This window comes from Micromonospora sp. Utrum1, from assembly GCF_057197805.1.
Genome location: NZ_CM170071.1, coordinates 4,180,760 through 4,195,711 on the forward strand (window position 1 = coordinate 4,180,760; position 14,952 = coordinate 4,195,711).

Genomic DNA, 14,952 nt, shown 5'->3' on the forward strand with positions numbered 1-14,952 from the left:
GACGCGCCGGCCGGGGCGGCGGCAGTGCACCGCCCCGGCGCGCTGCGCCTTCAGTTCTCGAACGCCTCCGGCGCGGGGCACGAGCAGACCAGGTTCCGGTCGCCGTACGCGCCGTCGATCCGCCGCACCGGCGGCCAGTACTTCCCCGCCCGGTCCACCCCGGCCGGGTACGCGCCCACCGACCGCGGGTACGGGTGGGGCCACTCGTCACCGGAGACCATCGCCGCGGTGTGCGGCGCGTTGGCAAGGGGGTTGTCCCCCGCCGGCCACTCCCCCGAGCCGACCTTGTCGATCTCCGCGCGGATGGCGATCATCGCGTCGCAGAACCGGTCCAGCTCGGCCAGGTCCTCGCTCTCGGTCGGCTCCACCATCAGCGTCCCGGCCACCGGGAACGACATCGTCGGCGCGTGGAAGCCATAGTCGATCAGCCGCTTCGCCACGTCGTCGACGGTGACTCCGGTGGCCTTGGTCAGCGGCCGCAGGTCCAGGATGCACTCGTGCGCCACCAGGCCCTTGTTGCCGGCGTACAGCACCGGGTAGTCGTGCCGCAGCCGCGCCGCCACGTAGTTCGCCGCGAGGACCGCCACACCGGTGGCCCGGGTCAGCCCCTCGGCGCCCATCATCCGCAGGTACGCCCACGGGATCGGCAGGATCCCCGCCGACCCGTGGTTCGCCGCGGAGATCGCCGGCCGGCCGTCGGTGTGCGCGCCGAGCGGGTCGCCGGGCAGGAACGGCGCCAGGTGCGCCCGCACCGCCACCGGGCCCACCCCGGGGCCACCGCCGCCGTGCGGGATGCAGAACGTCTTGTGCAGGTTCAGGTGCGACACGTCCGCCCCGAACCGCCCCGGCTTCGCGAAGCCGACCAGGGCGTTGAGGTTCGCGCCGTCGACGTACACCTGGCCGCCGGCGTCGTGCACCTTCGCGCACAGCTGCGCGATGCCCGTCTCGTACACCCCGTGCGTCGACGGGTAGGTCACCATGATCGCGGCCAGCGCGTCCCGGTGCTTGTCAATCTTCGCGTCGAGGTCGACCAGGTCGACGTTGCCGTCGGCGTCGCAGCCGACCACCACCACCCGCATGCCGGCCATCACCGCGGACGCGGCGTTGGTGCCGTGCGCCGACGACGGGATCAGGCACACGTCGCGGTGCCCCTCCCCGCGCTGACGGTGGTAGGCCCGGATGGCCAGCAGCCCGGCCAGCTCCCCCTGCGACCCGGCGTTGGGCTGCACGCTGACCGCGTCGTAGCCGGTGACCTCGGCCAGCCACGCCTCCAGCTGGGCGATCAGCTCCCGGTAGCCGGCGGTCTGCTCCGCCGGGGCGAACGGGTGCAGGTGCGCGAACTCCGGCCAGGTGACCGGCTCCATCTCGGTGGTGGCGTTCAACTTCATCGTGCAGGAGCCCAGCGGGATCATCCCCCGGTCCAGGGCGTAGTCGAAGTCCGACAGCCGACGCAGGTAGCGCAGCATCGCCGTCTCCGAGTGGTGGGTGCGGAACACCGGGTGGGTGAGGAAGTCGCTGCCGCGCCGGAACTCCGCCGGCAGCTCCGCGTCCACCTCGCCGTCCACCCCGGCCACGCCGAACGCCGCCCACACCTGCGCCAGGTGCGCGGCCGTGGTCGTCTCGTCGCAGGAGATACCGACCCGGTCGGCGTCGACCAGCCGCAGGTTCACGTTGCGCCGCGCGGCGGCGGCCACCACCTCGGCGGCCCGCCCGGGCACGGTCGCGGTGACGGTGTCGAAGAACGCGACGTCCGCGACCTGGACGCCGCCGGCGCGCAGCCCGGCCGCGAGCCGCGCCGCCGCCTCATGGGTACGCCGGGCGATGGCCCGCAGCCCGTCCGGGCCGTGGTAGACGGCGTACATGCCGGCCATCACCGCCAGGAGCACCTGGGCGGTGCAGATGTTGCTGGTCGCCTTCTCCCGGCGGATGTGCTGCTCGCGGGTCTGCAACGCCAGCCGGTAGGCCGGATTGCCGTCGGCGTCCTTGGACACCCCGACGAGCCGGCCGGGCAGCATCCGCTCCAGCCCGGAGCGGACGGCCAGGTAGCCGGCGTGCGGGCCGCCGAAGCCCATCGGCACGCCGAAGCGCTGGGTGGTGCCGGCGGCGATGTCGGCGGCGATCTCACCGGGCGGGCGCAGCAGGGTCAGCGCCAGCAGGTCCGCGGCGACCGTCACCAGCGCCCCGACGGCGTGCGCGGCCTCGACCAGCGGGCTGTGGTCGCGGACCGCCCCGGACGCCCCCGGGTACTGCAGGTGCAGGCCGAAGAACTCCCCGGGCAGCTCGTCGCGCTCGACGTCGAGCACCCGCACGTCGATGCCGAGCGGCTCGGCGCGGCTGGTGATCACCGCAATGGTCTGCGGCAGGGTGTCGGCGTCGACCACGTACACCGGGCTCCTGCTCTTCGACGCGCGGCGGGCGAGGGTCATCGCCTCGGCCGCGGCGGTGCCCTCGTCGAGCATCGAGGCGTTCGCGGTGGCCAGCCCGGTCAGGTCGGTGACCATGGTCTGGAAGTTCAGCAGCGCCTCCAGCCGGCCCTGGCTGATCTCCGGCTGGTACGGCGTGTACGCGGTGTACCAGGCCGGGTTCTCCAGCACGTTGCGGCGGATCACCGCCGGGGTGTGCGTGCCGTGGTAGCCCAGCCCGATCATCGACACGGCGACGGTGTTGCGGGCGGCCAGCGCACGCAGCTCACCGATCGCCTCCCGCTCACTGGCCGGTGCGGGCAGGCCCAGGGCGCCGTGCCAGCGGATCACCTCGGGGATCGCGGCGTCCATCAGCTCGTCGATGGAGCTGTGACCGACGGTCTCCAGCATCCGGCGCTCGTCGTCCGGGCCGGGGCCGATGTGCCGGTCGGCGAACTGCTCTGCGGTCATGCGCTGCGCTCCTTGCGGGGGCGAGGTCGACGGGTCGGCCTCCCCCTGAGTCGCGCTGACGCGCTCCACAGCGCCTGCCCACGTGGTCCTTTTGCCTGAGAGGTTCCGGGGAGAATCTGCCCCTTCGGCGCCGTCCGGGTGGTTCCCGGGCGGTCTCTCCCACGTGGGTGGTACCGGCATGGTCAACGCTACCAGCGACCATGTTTCCGGCTCACGTCGTACCCCGCCCGGGCGTCGATCACACGGCGGCGGGGACCGGCCCGGCGGCGACCCGGTCGGCCAGGGCGGTCAGCGTCGCGCCCAGCGGCGCGTCGAGGGTGACGCTGGCGTGCCCGTCGCCGCGGGTGGGGCCCTGGTTGACGATGGCCACCGGGATGCCGAGCTTCGCCGCGCGCAGCACGAACCGGCGCCCCGACATGACGGTCAGGGAGGAGCCGAGCACCAGCAGCGCCCGGGCCCGCTCGACGTGGGCGAAACAGTCGGCGACCCGGGGCGCGGGCACCGTCTCGCCGAAGAACACCACGTCGGGTTTGAGCATGCCGGCGCCGCAGATACCGCAGTCGACGGTGCGGAACCGGGCCACCGCCTCGTCGGGCAGGTCCACGTCGCCGTCGGGGTTGACGTGCGCGACGCGCGCGTCGAAACCGGGGTTGGCCTCGGTCAGCCGCCGGTCCAACTCGTCGCGGGAGGTCAGGTTGCCGCAGTCCAGGCAGGTCACCTCGTCGAGGCGGCCGTGCAACTCGATCACGCCGGTGGCGCCGGCGGCGGTGTGCAGGCCGTCGACGTTCTGGGTGATGATGCCGCCGAGCAGGCCGGCGCGTTGCAGCCGGGCCACCGCCCGGTGCCCGTCGTTGGGGGCGGCCCGGGCGATCATCCGCCAGCCGAGGTGGCTGCGCGCCCAGTAGCGCCGCCGCGCGTCCGGGTCGCGGGTGAACGCCTGGTAGGTCATCGGGGTGTGTCGGCGGGCGGCGCCGCTGGGCCCCCGGTAGTCCGGGATGCCCGACTCGGTGGACAGGCCGGCGCCGCTGAGCACCACCACGTCCCCGGCGCCCACCAGCCGGGTCAACGCGTCGAACGTCTCGGTCACCCGTCCATGCTGCCTCGCCCGCCGCCGCACGGCGAGCACCACCCCCGCCGCCGCGGGTGACGTTCCCGGCTCCCGTTCCGGCCGGGATCCGCCCGGTCAGGGGCCGCGGGGCTAGGTTGAGGGCATGCGCGTCGTCATCGCCGGGGGCCACGGGAAGATCGCCAAGCTGCTGGAGCGGGAACTCGCCGGGCGCGGCGACACGGCCGTCGGGTTGATCCGCAACCCCGAGCACGCCGCCGCGCTGCGCGCCGCCGGCGCCGAACCGGTCGTCTGCGACCTGGAGCACACCGACGTCGACACCGTCGCCGGGCACCTGTCCGGCGCCGACGCGGTGGTCTTCGCCGCCGGGGCGGGCCCGGGCAGCGGCACGGCCCGCAAGGACACCGTCGACCGGGCCGCCGCCGTGCTGCTCGCCGACGCCGCGCAACGCGCCGGGGTCCGCCGCTACCTGCTGGTCTCCTCGATGGGCGTGGACCGGCCCCCGAGGGCCGGCACCGACGAGGTGTGGGCGGCGTACCTGCGGGCGAAGAAGGCCGCCGAGGACGACGTCACCGGACGGGACCTCGACGTGACCGTGCTGCGCCCCGGCCGGCTCACCGACGACGCACCGGTCGGCCGGATCACCCTGGCCCGGCACGTCGAGCCCGGTGCGGTGACCCGCGCCGACGTGGCCCGGGTCCTGCTCGCCCTGCTGTCCGCCCCGGCCGCCGTCGGGCTCACCCTCGAACTGGTCGGCGGGGACACCCCGATCGGTGAGGCGGTCCGCGCCGCCGCCGGCTGACCGTCAACCGGCGGCCGCCCAGCTCGCCTCGTCCCGCACCCCCCACCGCCACAGCGCGGCCAGGACCGGACGCAGCGACTCCCCACGCGGGGTCAGCGCGTACGCGACCCGGGGCGGCACACCCGGCTGCTCGTCGCGCCACACGATGTCGTAGTCGGCCAGCAGCCGCAGCCGCTCGGTGAGCACCTTCGCGGTCACCGGACCCAGCCCGGCGCGCAGCTGCGTGAACCGTTTCGGGCCGTCCAGCAACTCGCGGATGATCATCGCGTTCCAGCGGCCACCCACGATGTCCAGGGTCCGCGACAGCGGGCAGTCGCCCGCGACGAGTTCCGGCGACCGCCAGTCCGTGGCGTCCACTCCCGCCCCCCGTGGTTACTTGAAGGAAACCCACCCGCCGGTGCCAGCCTGACCGTCCCGACCGTCAGGAGGCAAGCATGCGCACCCCCGTCGTCACCGTCACCGTCCTCGGCGGACCGACCGTCCTGCTCGAGGTCGCCGGAGTCCGGCTGCTCACCGACCCCACCTTCGACCCGCCCGGCACCCGCTATCCGCTGCCCGGCGGCACGCTCACCAAGCAGCGCGGTCCGGCGCTGCCGGCCGCGGCGCTCGGCGCGGTCGACGCGGTGCTGCTCAGCCACGACCAGCACCCCGACAACCTCGACCGGGCGGGCCTGGCGCTGCTCGCCGACGCCCCGTGCGTGCTCACCACCCCGGCGGCGGCCGGCCGGCTCGGCGGCGCCGCCGTCGGCCTGCCGCCCGGCGCGCACGTCGAGGTCGCCGGCCGGGTCACCGTCACCGCCACCCGGGCGGCGCACGGTCCCGGCCCGCTCGACGCCGCGCTGGGCGAGGTGACCGGCTTCCTCGTCCGCCCGTCCTCACCCGCCGGAGCCGCGCGCCCACCGGCCGTCTGGGTCAGCGGCGACACCGTCGACCTGGACACCGCCGCCGAGGTGGCGGCCGGCGGCCCCATCGGTCTGGCCGTCCTGCACGCCGGCGCCGCCCGGCTCGCCCCGTTCGGGCCGGCCACCCTCTCCTTCACCGCCGAACAGGCCGTACGGGCCGCCCGCCTGCTCAGCGACTGCCCGGTCGTGGTCGTCCACGACGACGGGTGGAGCCACTTCACCGAGGGGCCCGCCGACGTGGCCGCCGCGTTCGCCCGCCACGGCCTGGCGCACCGGCTGCTCGGCGCGGCGCCCGGCCGACCGGTCACCGTCGCGCCGACCGGCTGACACCCGCCGGTGACGGTCCGACCCACCGGGCCACCCGGGGGGCCGGACCGTCGCTCAGCGCTGGTGGCGGGGCAGCGCCACCAGCGGCTGCCCACCGCCGACCGGCCGCACCTCCCGGGCGATCCGCTCCATCGTCCGCGACAGCTGCTCGCTGCCGTCGTCGAGGTGCCGCGCCGCCGCCTGCATGTGCGAGATCATCATCTCGCCGAAGATCCGCAGCGCCTCCCGGGTGGCCACCGAGTCGTCGAAGTTCACCCCGGCGTTGCTGCGGTACTCCGTCACCGCCCGCTCGGCCTCCTGCTTCGCCTCCTCCGCCGCGGCCTGCATGTAGCTCTCGTACTGCATCCGGGCGTACTCGGCCACGCGGCGGGCGTAGTCGTGGGCCTGCGCGATGATCTGCTCGGCCTCCCGCTGCGCCGCCGACAGCAGGTTCACCTCCTTCGCCGCGGGCACCGCCGCCGCGTTGTCGGCGCTCGGGATCACCCCGTGCCGGTGCAGCTCCAGGTGGTCGTTGAGCCGCTCGTTCTCCGCCCGCAGGTTCGCCAGCTGGGTGGCCAGCAGGTCCAGCTCGTCGGCCACCTGCACCCGGAAGCGGTCCACGTCGGTGTGGTCGTAGCCGCGGCGGGTGAACGACGCCGACCCGAACTCCCACCGGCGGACCCGGTCGGCGGTGAGGCGCACCTGCACCCCACCGGTCACCTGACCTTCGTACCTGCTGATCGGGGTCGCGCTCACCGGACACCTCCGGAATCGTCAGGGGCGGTCGCCGTCCGCAAGGCCGGCCCGTACCAGTGCTTGCCGAAACCCTCGTGGTGCAGCTGACCCGGCTGGTAGCCCGCCCCGGTCAGCGCGGCCACCGAATGGCTCACCATCTCGTCGGAGCCGCACACGTACACGTGCCGGGAGCGCCAGTTACCGTCGGCCAGGACCTGGTCCGCCACCTGCACGAACTCACCCGGCCGGCGCGGGTCCGACGCCGGCACGTACGTCACCCGCAGCCACGGGTACGAGGCGGCGAACTTGTCGATCGCCTCGCTGTCGTAGAACTCCAACCGGGACCGGGCCCCCACGTACAGGTCCACCCGGCGGTCCACACCCTCCGTCGCGACCTGCTCCAGCAGGGACTTCACCGGCGCCCAGCCGGTGCCACCGGCCAGCAGCAGCAGATCCGAGGACCCGGCCGGCCACAACGTCAACCGGTCGCCCACCGGCGCGGCCAGGTGGAGCTGGTCGCCCACCGCGCACCCGTACACCAGCCGCGACGACACCGCACCACCCGGCGCGGCCCGCACGTGCAACTCCAGCGTCCCGTCCGGGCGGGGAGCGTTCGCCGGGGAGTAGTAGCGCCACGACCGCACCGCCGGGTGCGACACCCCGATCGACTGACCCGGGGTGAACGGCAGCAGGTACTGCGGGCGCACCGTCAGCACCGCCACGTCGAACGTGCGCCGCTCATGGCCGAGGATCTCGGCCACCCACCACGGCGGGGACTTCGTCTCCGCCGCCTGCGCCGAGTCCATCATCACCTGCGCGACCAGCCCGTACGCGGCCGCCCAGTCGGCGGCCAGCTCGTCGGTCCACGCCTCGCCGGAGAAGTGCCGCAGCGTCGCCAGCAGCGCCTCACCGACCGCCGGATAGTGCTCGGCGCGCACCGCGAACTTGCGGTGGTCCGCGCCGAGGTCCTGGAGGAACCCGACCAGCCGGTCCACCTGGTCCACGTGGGACACGATGTGCCCCAGCGCGTTGACCAGGCGGTCCCGCTGCCCGGCCATGTTCGTGGGGAACATCTGCCGGGTCTCCGGGTGCGCCAGGAACAGCGTCGAGTAGAAGTAGAGCGGCACCTGGTCGCCGTGCGCGGCGACCAGGGACCAGCTCTGCTTGAGCCGTGCCGCGTCCACGCTCAGGCGTTCCCCGCTGAGACAACCTGGTCCTTGACCTGGCCCAGCACGACGTGCACGTCGGCGATCACATCGCCCGGCACGCCCAGCTCCGACAGCGTCGCGATCAGGTGCTCACCGACCTTCGCGTAGTGCGCCGCCGGGATGTTCAGCGGCTGGTGCGCCTCGGCCAGGCCGCGACCGGCGTACTCGTTCGGGCCGCCGAGCACCACCGCCAGCATCAGCGCCAGGTGCCGCCGCTGCTCGGACATGTTCACCGCGGTGAAGTAACCGGCCAGGTCCGGGTCGGCCAGCACCTTGTCGTAGAACAGCTCCACCGCGGCCTTCACCGCGGCCGCACCGCCGATGCGCTCGTAGTGCGAGATCGGGGTGGTCTCTTCGGTCACCGTCATGGTGGTTCCTTCCCGGGAGGGGGTCACGCGGGTAGCGCCGCGGAGGGGCAACCGGCAGCCCGCACGCGTCGCACCGGCTCCACCGAACGGCCACGCGCAAGCGACCGTGTCGGACCATAGCGTGCCCGCCGAAACGCTTCAGCCCTGCCCTATCCGATTCCCGACAACCGTCGATCACGGACAGTCAACCAACCCGCCCGAACCCTCGCGTCCCGCGACCACACCGCCACGCTGCGTGCCACACCACACCCGCGGGAGTCCACTTCGGACACCGGGCGGCCGACGACTCGCCGAGAGCGTTTGCGCACGTCACAGCCGCTCTCCCGGCCGGAGGAAACGGTCCCGTGGGCCGGCTTCCACCCGATCTGTCGACCGACACGCCCCGTGATCAAAAAAGGGACCGCGCCGTACCCGTTTTGGGCGTGGCGCGGACCCCTAAAGCGACCGGGCCGGTCAGCCCGCCCGACGGCGCGCCCGCCGCGCCGCCAACTCGTCACCCACCGACTCCGAATCCGGCTCCGCCGGCGGGGCGGCCGGCTCCGGCTGCCCACCCACCGGCTCCGCCGGCAGCTGCGACAGCGAACCCTGGATTTCCTTGAACGCCCCGCCGATCGCGATGCCGAACACCCCCTGGCCGCCCTGCAACAGGTCCACGACCTCCTCCGGCGACCGGCACTCGTACACCGTCGTCCCGTCCGAGATCAACGTGATGCCCGCCAGGTCCTCCACCCCACGCGACCGCAGCGCGTCGATGGCCTTCCGGATGTTCTGCAACGACACCCCGGCGTCCAACAGCCGCTTCACGACCTTCAACACCACCAGGTCGCGGAAGGAGTACAACCGGGACGTCCCCGACCCCGACGCGTCCCGCACGCTCGGCACCACCAGACCCGTCCGGGCCCAGTAGTCCAACTGCCGGTAACTGATGCCCACCGCGTGACACGCGGTCACACCCCGATAGCCCACCTCACCGTCAACGACCGGATCAGGCTGCTGCTCCGTACTCGCACCAGGATCTCGCGGCTCGTGCATCCGGACAACCTCCCCGCCCGTGCGGTGACACGTCGTCTCCCCGTACGCGCACCCCTCGACACCGCAACCCTAGCGCCGGCACCCGACGTCACCCCGCAGGAGACACCGCGACACGCCGCACCGCCACCCGGAAGATCACCGACGGCGGCCAGCCGCCACCCACCGTGACAACCGCCGCCGCGTCACCACCGGCCCACCGGCCGGGCACCTCAGCCCGCGAAGTCCTCCGGACGCACCTGCTCCAGGAACTCCCGGAACTTCTCCACCTCGTCCTCCTGCTCGTCCGGGATCACGATCCCCGCCTCGGAGAGGACCTGCTCGGCACAACGAATCGGCGCACCGACCCGCAACGCCAACGCGATGGAATCGCTCGGCCGCGCCGACACCCGAACGCCGTCACCGATCAACAGATCGGCGTAGAAGACGTTCTCCTTCAACTCGGTGATCTCCACCGCCCGCAACGGCGCCTGCAGCGCCGCCAGCACGTCGCGCAGCAGATCATGCGTCAACGGCCGCGCCGGCTTGACCCCCTGCTGCTCGTAGGCGATCGCCGTCGCCTCGACCGCGCCGATCCAGATCGGCAGATAGCGGTCCCCCTCGACCTCCCGCAGCAGGACGATCGGCTGGTTGCTGGGCAGCTCCACCCGAACTCCGACCACGCTCAGCTCGCGCACCGCCGCCTCCGTGTCGTTGTCACCTACGCCCGCACCGCGCCCTTCCCTGCACGGTACACGGACCGCGACACGGGAGTCCCATGCGCTACGTGCACCACGCCTCACCGGAAAGGGTTACCCCGGCAAGCCTACGACACGCTTCCCGGCGCAGATCTTTCCGAGCCCCACCCACGGCGAAGGCCGGGCGCCCCCACGACACCCGGCCCGAACCAACCTCACCGACCCAACGTCGACCGCAGCCCCACCCGCACCAACGCCGCGTGCAACTGCTGCGACAACGCCAGCAACTCCCGCGCCGTCTCCGCCGCACGGGCCCGCGCCGCCGGATCCGACTGCCGCGCCAACGGCGCCACCAACTGTGCGAACAGACCGACCTCCCGATCCGCCGCCGTCCGGTACGCCCGCAGGTGCCGCGGCTCCAACCCGTACGCCGCCAGCCCCGCCACCGCCCGCGCGATGATCAACGCATCCGCGTCGTACCACCCCGGCGAATCCGGCACCAGCACACCGAGCCGCTCCAACTCGGCCAACGTCGACTCGTCGATCCCGCTCCGCGAGATCAGCTCCGCCCGGCCCAGCCGCACCTCCGGCGACTCGGCGGACTCCGCCACCTCACGACCCGGCACCTCACCACCGGGACCGACCGCCACCAGGTTCGGCCGCTGCCGACCCGACGCCGCACCCGACGAGTCCCACTCCGCCAACTGGTCCCGGATCACCCGCAACGGCAGGTACTGATCCCGCTGCGCGGTCAACACGAACCGCAACCGCGCCACGTCGTCCCAGCTGTACTTCCGGTACCCCGCCGGCGTCCGCTCCGGCTCCACCAGGCCCTCGGCCTCCAGGAACCGCAACTTCGAGATCGTGACGTCCGGAAACTCCACCCGCAACTGCGCCAGCACCTCGCCGATGCTCATCAGCGGAGTCCCCCGCGCCTCCCCGGGCGACGTCGAAGCCGCAGGCCCGTTCACCCCCGGCCGGCCTCCTCCTCCGGACGCGGACCGGCGATGAACACCACCCGGAACTTACCGATCTGCACCTCGTCACCGTTGCTCAGCGTCGCCGCCTCGACCCGCTCCCGGTTCACGTAGGTGCCGTTCAGGCTGCCCACGTCCCGCACCGTGAACGTGCCACCGTCCCGGTGGAACTCGGCGTGCCGCCGCGACACCGTCACATCGTCGAGGAAGATGTCACTGTCCGGGTGCCGGCCGCTCGTCGTCACGTCGTGGTCCAACAGGAACCGGGCGCCCGCGTTCGGACCCCGGCGAACCACCAGCAGCGCCATACCCGGCGGCAACGAACCGGACATCCGGCTCGGCACCACATCGGTGTCCGGGCCCTCCAGCACTTCGTCGAGCGAACCGAGATTGAGCGTCGAAGTGACGTCGAGCGGGGGGAACTCGTCGTCTGGGCGCGTCATGGGGACCACCTCACGGATCTGTTCGGTCGGCGTCGGGTAATGGCGGGTCTGGCCGCCGGGCCGAAACACACCCGGCGGCTGGCTCCCCGGTGCCCGGGAAGGCGCATTCCGCAACGCTCAAACTATTGGGTCTCGGTCAACTGGGCGAGCCTAGCCAGCGCCGAAAAACAGGGCAACCGGACGCGCGGAGCCTACCCCGCCGCCCGGAACACACGAACTCAGCTCTCAGTGAGCTCGCGGTACGCACCAGCGGTCAACAAACCCTCGACCGCCGACGGATCATCCGGAGTGATCTCCACCAGCCACCCCGCACCGTACGGATCCGTGTTGATCACCTCAGGGGTGTCAGCCAACGCCTCGTTGCGCGCCGCCACCGTGCCGCTCAACGGCGCGTAGATCTCCGACACGCTCTTCGTCGACTCGATCTCACCCAGCGACTCACCCGCCGCCACCACCGCGCCCTCGTCCGGCAACTGGACGAACACGATGTCACCCAGGGCATCCTGCGCGAAGTGCGTGATACCGACCCGGACGGCAGCGCCGTCCCCACCAGCCACCCACTCGTGCTCGGCGGTGTACCGCAGATCCTCAGGAATCACCAGCTGCGTCCTTCGTCATCGGTGCACCGGGGGGAAAACCGGCGCGGCCGCGACCGGTCAGGAAACCGGCCGGGCGTGTTCCAGCTTGATCGGCGCGTGCAGCTGCGAAACCTCCACAGCCTCACTGTCCACCGGCGTCACGTTACCGCCGGCCTCCTCCACCGATGCGACCACCCCGCCGGGAATGTTCAACGCCGTACGCAGCGTCGCCGGATCACCGATCACCGAGATCACGTACGGGCCGGTCAACCGCCGCCCGTCCACCACCAGGCCACCACCCGGCGCGTCCACGAAATACGTCGACGCGATGATCCGCACCGCCGTCCCGCCCGCACCCGCGATCTGCATCGCCTCCGCGCCCGCGCCCCGCAGCTCCTGCACCGCGTCCAGGATCCGCGCCGACGAGATCGCCTTGTCCGGCCCCTCGAACCGCACCGACAGGCCCGGCCCCACCGCCGGCAACGTGCCCGCCAGGATGCCCAGCTCATCCGCCCGCCGCGTCGCCTCCTCCAGCGCCGCCTGCCGACCCTGCTCACCCGAACGCAGCTGCCGCTGGCTCTCCTCCAACGCCTCGATGTCCTGCCGCAGCCGCCGCTCCCGCGAATCCAGATCCGACGAGATCCGGACCAGGTCCTCCTCCCGCGTCGCGGCCAGCGTCGGATCCGCCGACGTCGTCTTCAGCTGCACCACCAGCGTGAACCCCAGCAACGCCAGCAACACCGCGATCATCGCGCCCGCCGACGTCAACCGCCGCGACACCGGCACCGGCTTCGCCTCCGCCGCGGACGCCCCGGGCTCCTCAGCCGGCGACGGCACGCCCTCCTGCTCCGCCGGCTCCTCCGGCCCGGCCGGCGCCAACGGGCTCAACTCGTCCGGATCGGGCGCGTCCGGGCGCGGATCCGGCTCACCGGCCGGACCCGACGGCCGCGCCGGCTCCGCCGGCTGCGGCCAACCCGTGCCCGTCTCCCTGTGCTCCTCGCTCATCGCCACAAACCTACGCCCGGAACAGGTGCCGGCGGATCGCCGCCACGTTTCCGAAGATGCGCACCCCGAGCACGACCACCACACCGGTGGACAACTGACCGCCCACCCCCAACTGGTCACCTAGGTAGACGATCAGACCCGCCACCAGCACGTTCGAGATGAACGACACCACGAACTGCTTGTCGTCGAAGATCCGGTCCAGCTTCGCCCGCACCCCGCCGAAGACGGCGTCGAGCGCCGCCACCACGGCGATCGGCAGGTACGGCTGCAACGCCGCGGGCACCGTGGGATCCAGATACACCCCGAGCACCACACCGGCGAGCAACGCCAGCACCGCGATCATCGGCCACCTCCGGAGGGGCTGGGAGAGGTACCCGAGCCGGACGGCCCGGGACTGGTCGAACCGGCGACACCCGAACCCGACGGGCTCGGACTCACCGAAGGCTCGGCGTAGCGTAGCCGCGGCTGCGGAGCCGCCGGCAGGGTGAGTCCGTCCGCGTCCTTCACCCGGAACGACAACCCCGTCGTCCGCTCCACATCGCGCATCAACTCCGCCGCACGGCTGTCGTCGAACCGGTCCCGCATCGACCCCGGCCCGATCGCCGTCACCTCGTACGGGCTCGTCACCGGCCGGTAGTCCACCAGGATCGCCTCACCCGCCGAGCGGATCGTCGACGTCGCCGTCAACCGCTGCCCGTTGATGGCCACCGCCTCCGCGCCCGCCGCCCACAGCGCGTTCGCCACCTTCTGCAGGTCGGAGTACAACACCCGGGACGGCCCCGCGTCCGCGCCGGTCACCGCGTCCCGGTCGGCCGACGCGTCGGCCAGCCGCACCACCACACCGTCACCACGCACCCGGCCCAGGCCCGTGCCCGCCTCCAGGTTGCGCAGCCGGGACGCCTGCGAGCCGCTCAACGCCGCGTCCCGCTGCCGACCGACCTCCTCGCGCAGCTGATCCGCCCGCGCGGTCAACCGGTCCGTCTCCGCCTCCCGCTGCTTGATCTCGGCGATCAGCCCGGCCCGCGCCTTCGCCCGGCCCGGTTCCTCCGCCACCGTCTCCCGGTACGCCACCGCGAACAGGAACCCGATCACCAACAGCACCACCACGCTCACCGGCCGGGCCAGCACCCGCCGCAGCCGCGACGGCGGCACCGCCGCCCGCCGAGCCGCCGCGTCGCCGTAGCCGGGATCGAGCGGGTTGCGGAACAACTCGGTGAGGAAGTCCGGCGCGTACACCCGCGCGGACGGGTCACGACCCTTGTCCCGAGGCGGCACCGCGGTCACGCCGCCGCTCCCGCTCGCCGGGCGCGCATCGCCCGGACCAGGCGGTTGGCCTGCACCACGTACATGGCCCCGGCCACCCAGTAGAGGACCAGGCCCCACCACGCCAGCCCCCAGCCGATCGCGCCGGCCGCGGTGGCCACGGCCGGGGCGGCGGACGCCAGCAACAGGATCGGGAACGCGGCCAGCAGCAGGAACGTGGCGGTCTTGCCCACGTAGTGCACCGGCGGGGGGCCGTAGCCGTAGCGGCGCAGCACGCTCAGCGACCCGAGCAGCAGCAGCTCGCGGGCCAGCAGCGCCCCGGTGAACTGCCACGGCACCACCTCGCGGGCGGTGAAGGCCAGCAGCGTCGCCAGGATGTAGAGCCGGTCGGCGAGCGGATCGAGCAGCTCGCCCAGCCGGCTGACCTGCTGCAGGCGGCGGGCGATCCAGCCGTCGACCCAGTCGCTGGTGCCGCCGATGGCCAGCACCACGATGGCGGCCACGTCGGCCTTGACCACGAGGAACAGGTAGAGGAAGAGCGGCACACCGACGAGCCGGACGAAGCTGATCAGGTTCGGCAGGGTGAGGACACGGTCCCTCACGACCGCCGCACCGCCGGGAGCCGGGTGCTCCGATGGAGCCGGCCGACGCGACATCGAACCCTCCCTTCGCAGCACGGTCCGACGGCCGAGTGATCGGCCGTCGCAGGGACGTGCGCGT

At 73.0% G+C, this 14,952-nt stretch carries 17 protein-coding genes and 1 riboswitch; of the genes, 2 read left to right on the forward strand and 15 right to left on the reverse strand.

The window, feature by feature from the left end:
- Positions 1 to 50: 50 nt before the first annotated feature.
- On the reverse strand, positions 51 to 2,873 hold the full coding sequence (gene gcvP / locus AC0OLQ_RS19710; RefSeq protein ID WP_484527440.1) for an aminomethyl-transferring glycine dehydrogenase: 2,823 nt from the start codon (positions 2,871 to 2,873) through the stop codon (positions 51 to 53).
- A 73-nt stretch (positions 2,874 to 2,946) separates the two neighbouring features.
- Positions 2,947 to 3,045: riboswitch (glycine riboswitch) on the reverse strand.
- 66 nt (positions 3,046 to 3,111) lie between these two features.
- Positions 3,112 to 3,960, reverse strand: coding sequence for an NAD-dependent protein deacetylase (locus AC0OLQ_RS19715; protein ID WP_484527441.1), 849 nt, complete (start codon positions 3,958 to 3,960; stop codon positions 3,112 to 3,114).
- Between the two features lie 124 nt (positions 3,961 to 4,084).
- Here AC0OLQ_RS19715 and AC0OLQ_RS19720 point away from each other — a divergent pair, with 124 nt between their 5' ends.
- The gene (locus AC0OLQ_RS19720) at positions 4,085 to 4,741 is read left to right on the forward strand and encodes an NAD(P)H-binding protein (RefSeq protein WP_484527442.1); all 657 of its coding nucleotides are present in this window, start codon (positions 4,085 to 4,087) and stop codon (positions 4,739 to 4,741) included.
- 3 nt (positions 4,742 to 4,744) lie between these two features.
- On the opposite strand, the gene AC0OLQ_RS19725 is transcribed toward AC0OLQ_RS19720, so the two are convergent.
- Complete coding sequence (locus tag AC0OLQ_RS19725; protein WP_484527443.1) at positions 4,745 to 5,098, reverse strand: winged helix-turn-helix transcriptional regulator; 354 nt, start codon at positions 5,096 to 5,098, stop codon at positions 4,745 to 4,747.
- Positions 5,099 to 5,175: 77 nt separating this feature from the next.
- Here AC0OLQ_RS19725 and AC0OLQ_RS19730 point away from each other — a divergent pair, with 77 nt between their 5' ends.
- Positions 5,176 to 5,970 (forward strand): MBL fold metallo-hydrolase, encoded by a 795-nt coding sequence (locus tag AC0OLQ_RS19730; RefSeq protein WP_484527444.1) that lies wholly within the window; start codon positions 5,176 to 5,178, stop codon positions 5,968 to 5,970.
- 54 nt (positions 5,971 to 6,024) lie between these two features.
- On the opposite strand, the gene AC0OLQ_RS19735 is transcribed toward AC0OLQ_RS19730, so the two are convergent.
- The 12 genes from AC0OLQ_RS19735 to clsA all read right to left on the reverse strand — a co-directional run bounded on the left by AC0OLQ_RS19735 (position 6,025) and on the right by clsA (position 14,888).
- Entirely contained in the window at positions 6,025 to 6,705 is a 681-nt protein-coding gene (locus AC0OLQ_RS19735; RefSeq protein ID WP_484527445.1) for a DivIVA domain-containing protein, read from the reverse strand.
- The gene (locus tag AC0OLQ_RS19740; RefSeq protein ID WP_484527446.1) at positions 6,702 to 7,868 is read right to left on the reverse strand and encodes a globin domain-containing protein; all 1,167 of its coding nucleotides are present in this window, start codon (positions 7,866 to 7,868) and stop codon (positions 6,702 to 6,704) included. Before AC0OLQ_RS19740 ends, AC0OLQ_RS19735 begins: the two co-directional genes overlap by 4 nt.
- A 2-nt stretch (positions 7,869 to 7,870) precedes the next feature.
- Entirely contained in the window at positions 7,871 to 8,260 is a 390-nt protein-coding gene (locus tag AC0OLQ_RS19745) for a group I truncated hemoglobin (RefSeq protein ID WP_484527447.1), read from the reverse strand.
- A gap of 453 nt (positions 8,261 to 8,713) precedes the next feature.
- Positions 8,714 to 9,292: a MerR family transcriptional regulator gene (locus tag AC0OLQ_RS19750; RefSeq protein WP_484527448.1), complete on the reverse strand. Its 579-nt coding sequence runs from the start codon at positions 9,290 to 9,292 to the stop codon at positions 8,714 to 8,716.
- Positions 9,293 to 9,501: 209 nt separating this feature from the next.
- Positions 9,502 to 9,966 carry a bifunctional nuclease family protein gene (locus tag AC0OLQ_RS19755; protein WP_073833177.1) on the reverse strand — a complete coding sequence of 155 codons (465 nt, stop codon included), beginning with the start codon at positions 9,964 to 9,966 and terminating at the stop codon, positions 9,502 to 9,504.
- Positions 9,967 to 10,181: 215 nt separating this feature from the next.
- Positions 10,182 to 10,883, reverse strand: coding sequence for a transcriptional regulator FtsR (ftsR, locus tag AC0OLQ_RS19760; RefSeq protein WP_484527449.1), 702 nt, complete (start codon positions 10,881 to 10,883; stop codon positions 10,182 to 10,184).
- Positions 10,884 to 10,933: 50 nt separating this feature from the next.
- Positions 10,934 to 11,386, reverse strand: coding sequence for an oxoglutarate dehydrogenase inhibitor Odhl (gene odhI / locus AC0OLQ_RS19765; protein WP_007071101.1), 453 nt, complete (start codon positions 11,384 to 11,386; stop codon positions 10,934 to 10,936).
- A gap of 218 nt (positions 11,387 to 11,604) precedes the next feature.
- The gene (gene gcvH / locus AC0OLQ_RS19770; RefSeq protein WP_484527450.1) at positions 11,605 to 11,985 is read right to left on the reverse strand and encodes a glycine cleavage system protein GcvH; all 381 of its coding nucleotides are present in this window, start codon (positions 11,983 to 11,985) and stop codon (positions 11,605 to 11,607) included.
- A 57-nt stretch (positions 11,986 to 12,042) separates the two neighbouring features.
- Complete coding sequence (locus tag AC0OLQ_RS19775; RefSeq protein WP_357343448.1) at positions 12,043 to 12,969, reverse strand: DUF881 domain-containing protein; 927 nt, start codon at positions 12,967 to 12,969, stop codon at positions 12,043 to 12,045.
- A 10-nt stretch (positions 12,970 to 12,979) separates the two neighbouring features.
- Positions 12,980 to 13,312 (reverse strand): small basic family protein, encoded by a 333-nt coding sequence (locus tag AC0OLQ_RS19780; protein WP_007071104.1) that lies wholly within the window; start codon positions 13,310 to 13,312, stop codon positions 12,980 to 12,982.
- Complete coding sequence (locus AC0OLQ_RS19785; protein ID WP_484527451.1) at positions 13,309 to 14,253, reverse strand: DUF881 domain-containing protein; 945 nt, start codon at positions 14,251 to 14,253, stop codon at positions 13,309 to 13,311. The genes AC0OLQ_RS19780 and AC0OLQ_RS19785 overlap by 4 nt, the downstream gene beginning before the upstream one ends.
- A complete protein-coding gene (gene clsA, locus AC0OLQ_RS19790; protein WP_484527452.1) occupies positions 14,250 to 14,888 on the reverse strand; it encodes a cardiolipin synthase ClsA in 639 nt (212 codons plus the stop codon). Before clsA ends, AC0OLQ_RS19785 begins: the two co-directional genes overlap by 4 nt.
- Between the last annotated feature and the right edge of the window lie 64 nt (positions 14,889 to 14,952).

What these genes read in the sequence shown, in the direction of transcription:
- clsA (WP_484527452.1), bottom strand. Translation starts at nt 14,888, where the DNA reads ATGTCGCGTCGGCCGGCTCCATCGGAGCACCCGGCTCCCGGCGGTGCG.
- AC0OLQ_RS19750 (WP_484527448.1), bottom strand. Translation starts at nt 9,292, where the DNA reads ATGCACGAGCCGCGAGATCCTGGTGCGAGTACGGAGCAGCAGCCTGAT.
- AC0OLQ_RS19720 (WP_484527442.1), top strand. Translation starts at nt 4,085, where the DNA reads ATGCGCGTCGTCATCGCCGGGGGCCACGGGAAGATCGCCAAGCTGCTG.
- gcvP (WP_484527440.1), bottom strand. Translation starts at nt 2,873, where the DNA reads ATGACCGCAGAGCAGTTCGCCGACCGGCACATCGGCCCCGGCCCGGAC.
- ftsR (WP_484527449.1), bottom strand. Translation starts at nt 10,883, where the DNA reads ATGAGCATCGGCGAGGTGCTGGCGCAGTTGCGGGTGGAGTTTCCGGAC.
- AC0OLQ_RS19745 (WP_484527447.1), bottom strand. Translation starts at nt 8,260, where the DNA reads ATGACGGTGACCGAAGAGACCACCCCGATCTCGCACTACGAGCGCATC.
- AC0OLQ_RS19730 (WP_484527444.1), top strand. Translation starts at nt 5,176, where the DNA reads ATGCGCACCCCCGTCGTCACCGTCACCGTCCTCGGCGGACCGACCGTC.
- AC0OLQ_RS19780 (WP_007071104.1), bottom strand. Translation starts at nt 13,312, where the DNA reads ATGATCGCGGTGCTGGCGTTGCTCGCCGGTGTGGTGCTCGGGGTGTAT.
- odhI (WP_007071101.1), bottom strand. Translation starts at nt 11,386, where the DNA reads ATGACGCGCCCAGACGACGAGTTCCCCCCGCTCGACGTCACTTCGACG.
- AC0OLQ_RS19775 (WP_357343448.1), bottom strand. Translation starts at nt 12,969, where the DNA reads ATGAGCGAGGAGCACAGGGAGACGGGCACGGGTTGGCCGCAGCCGGCG.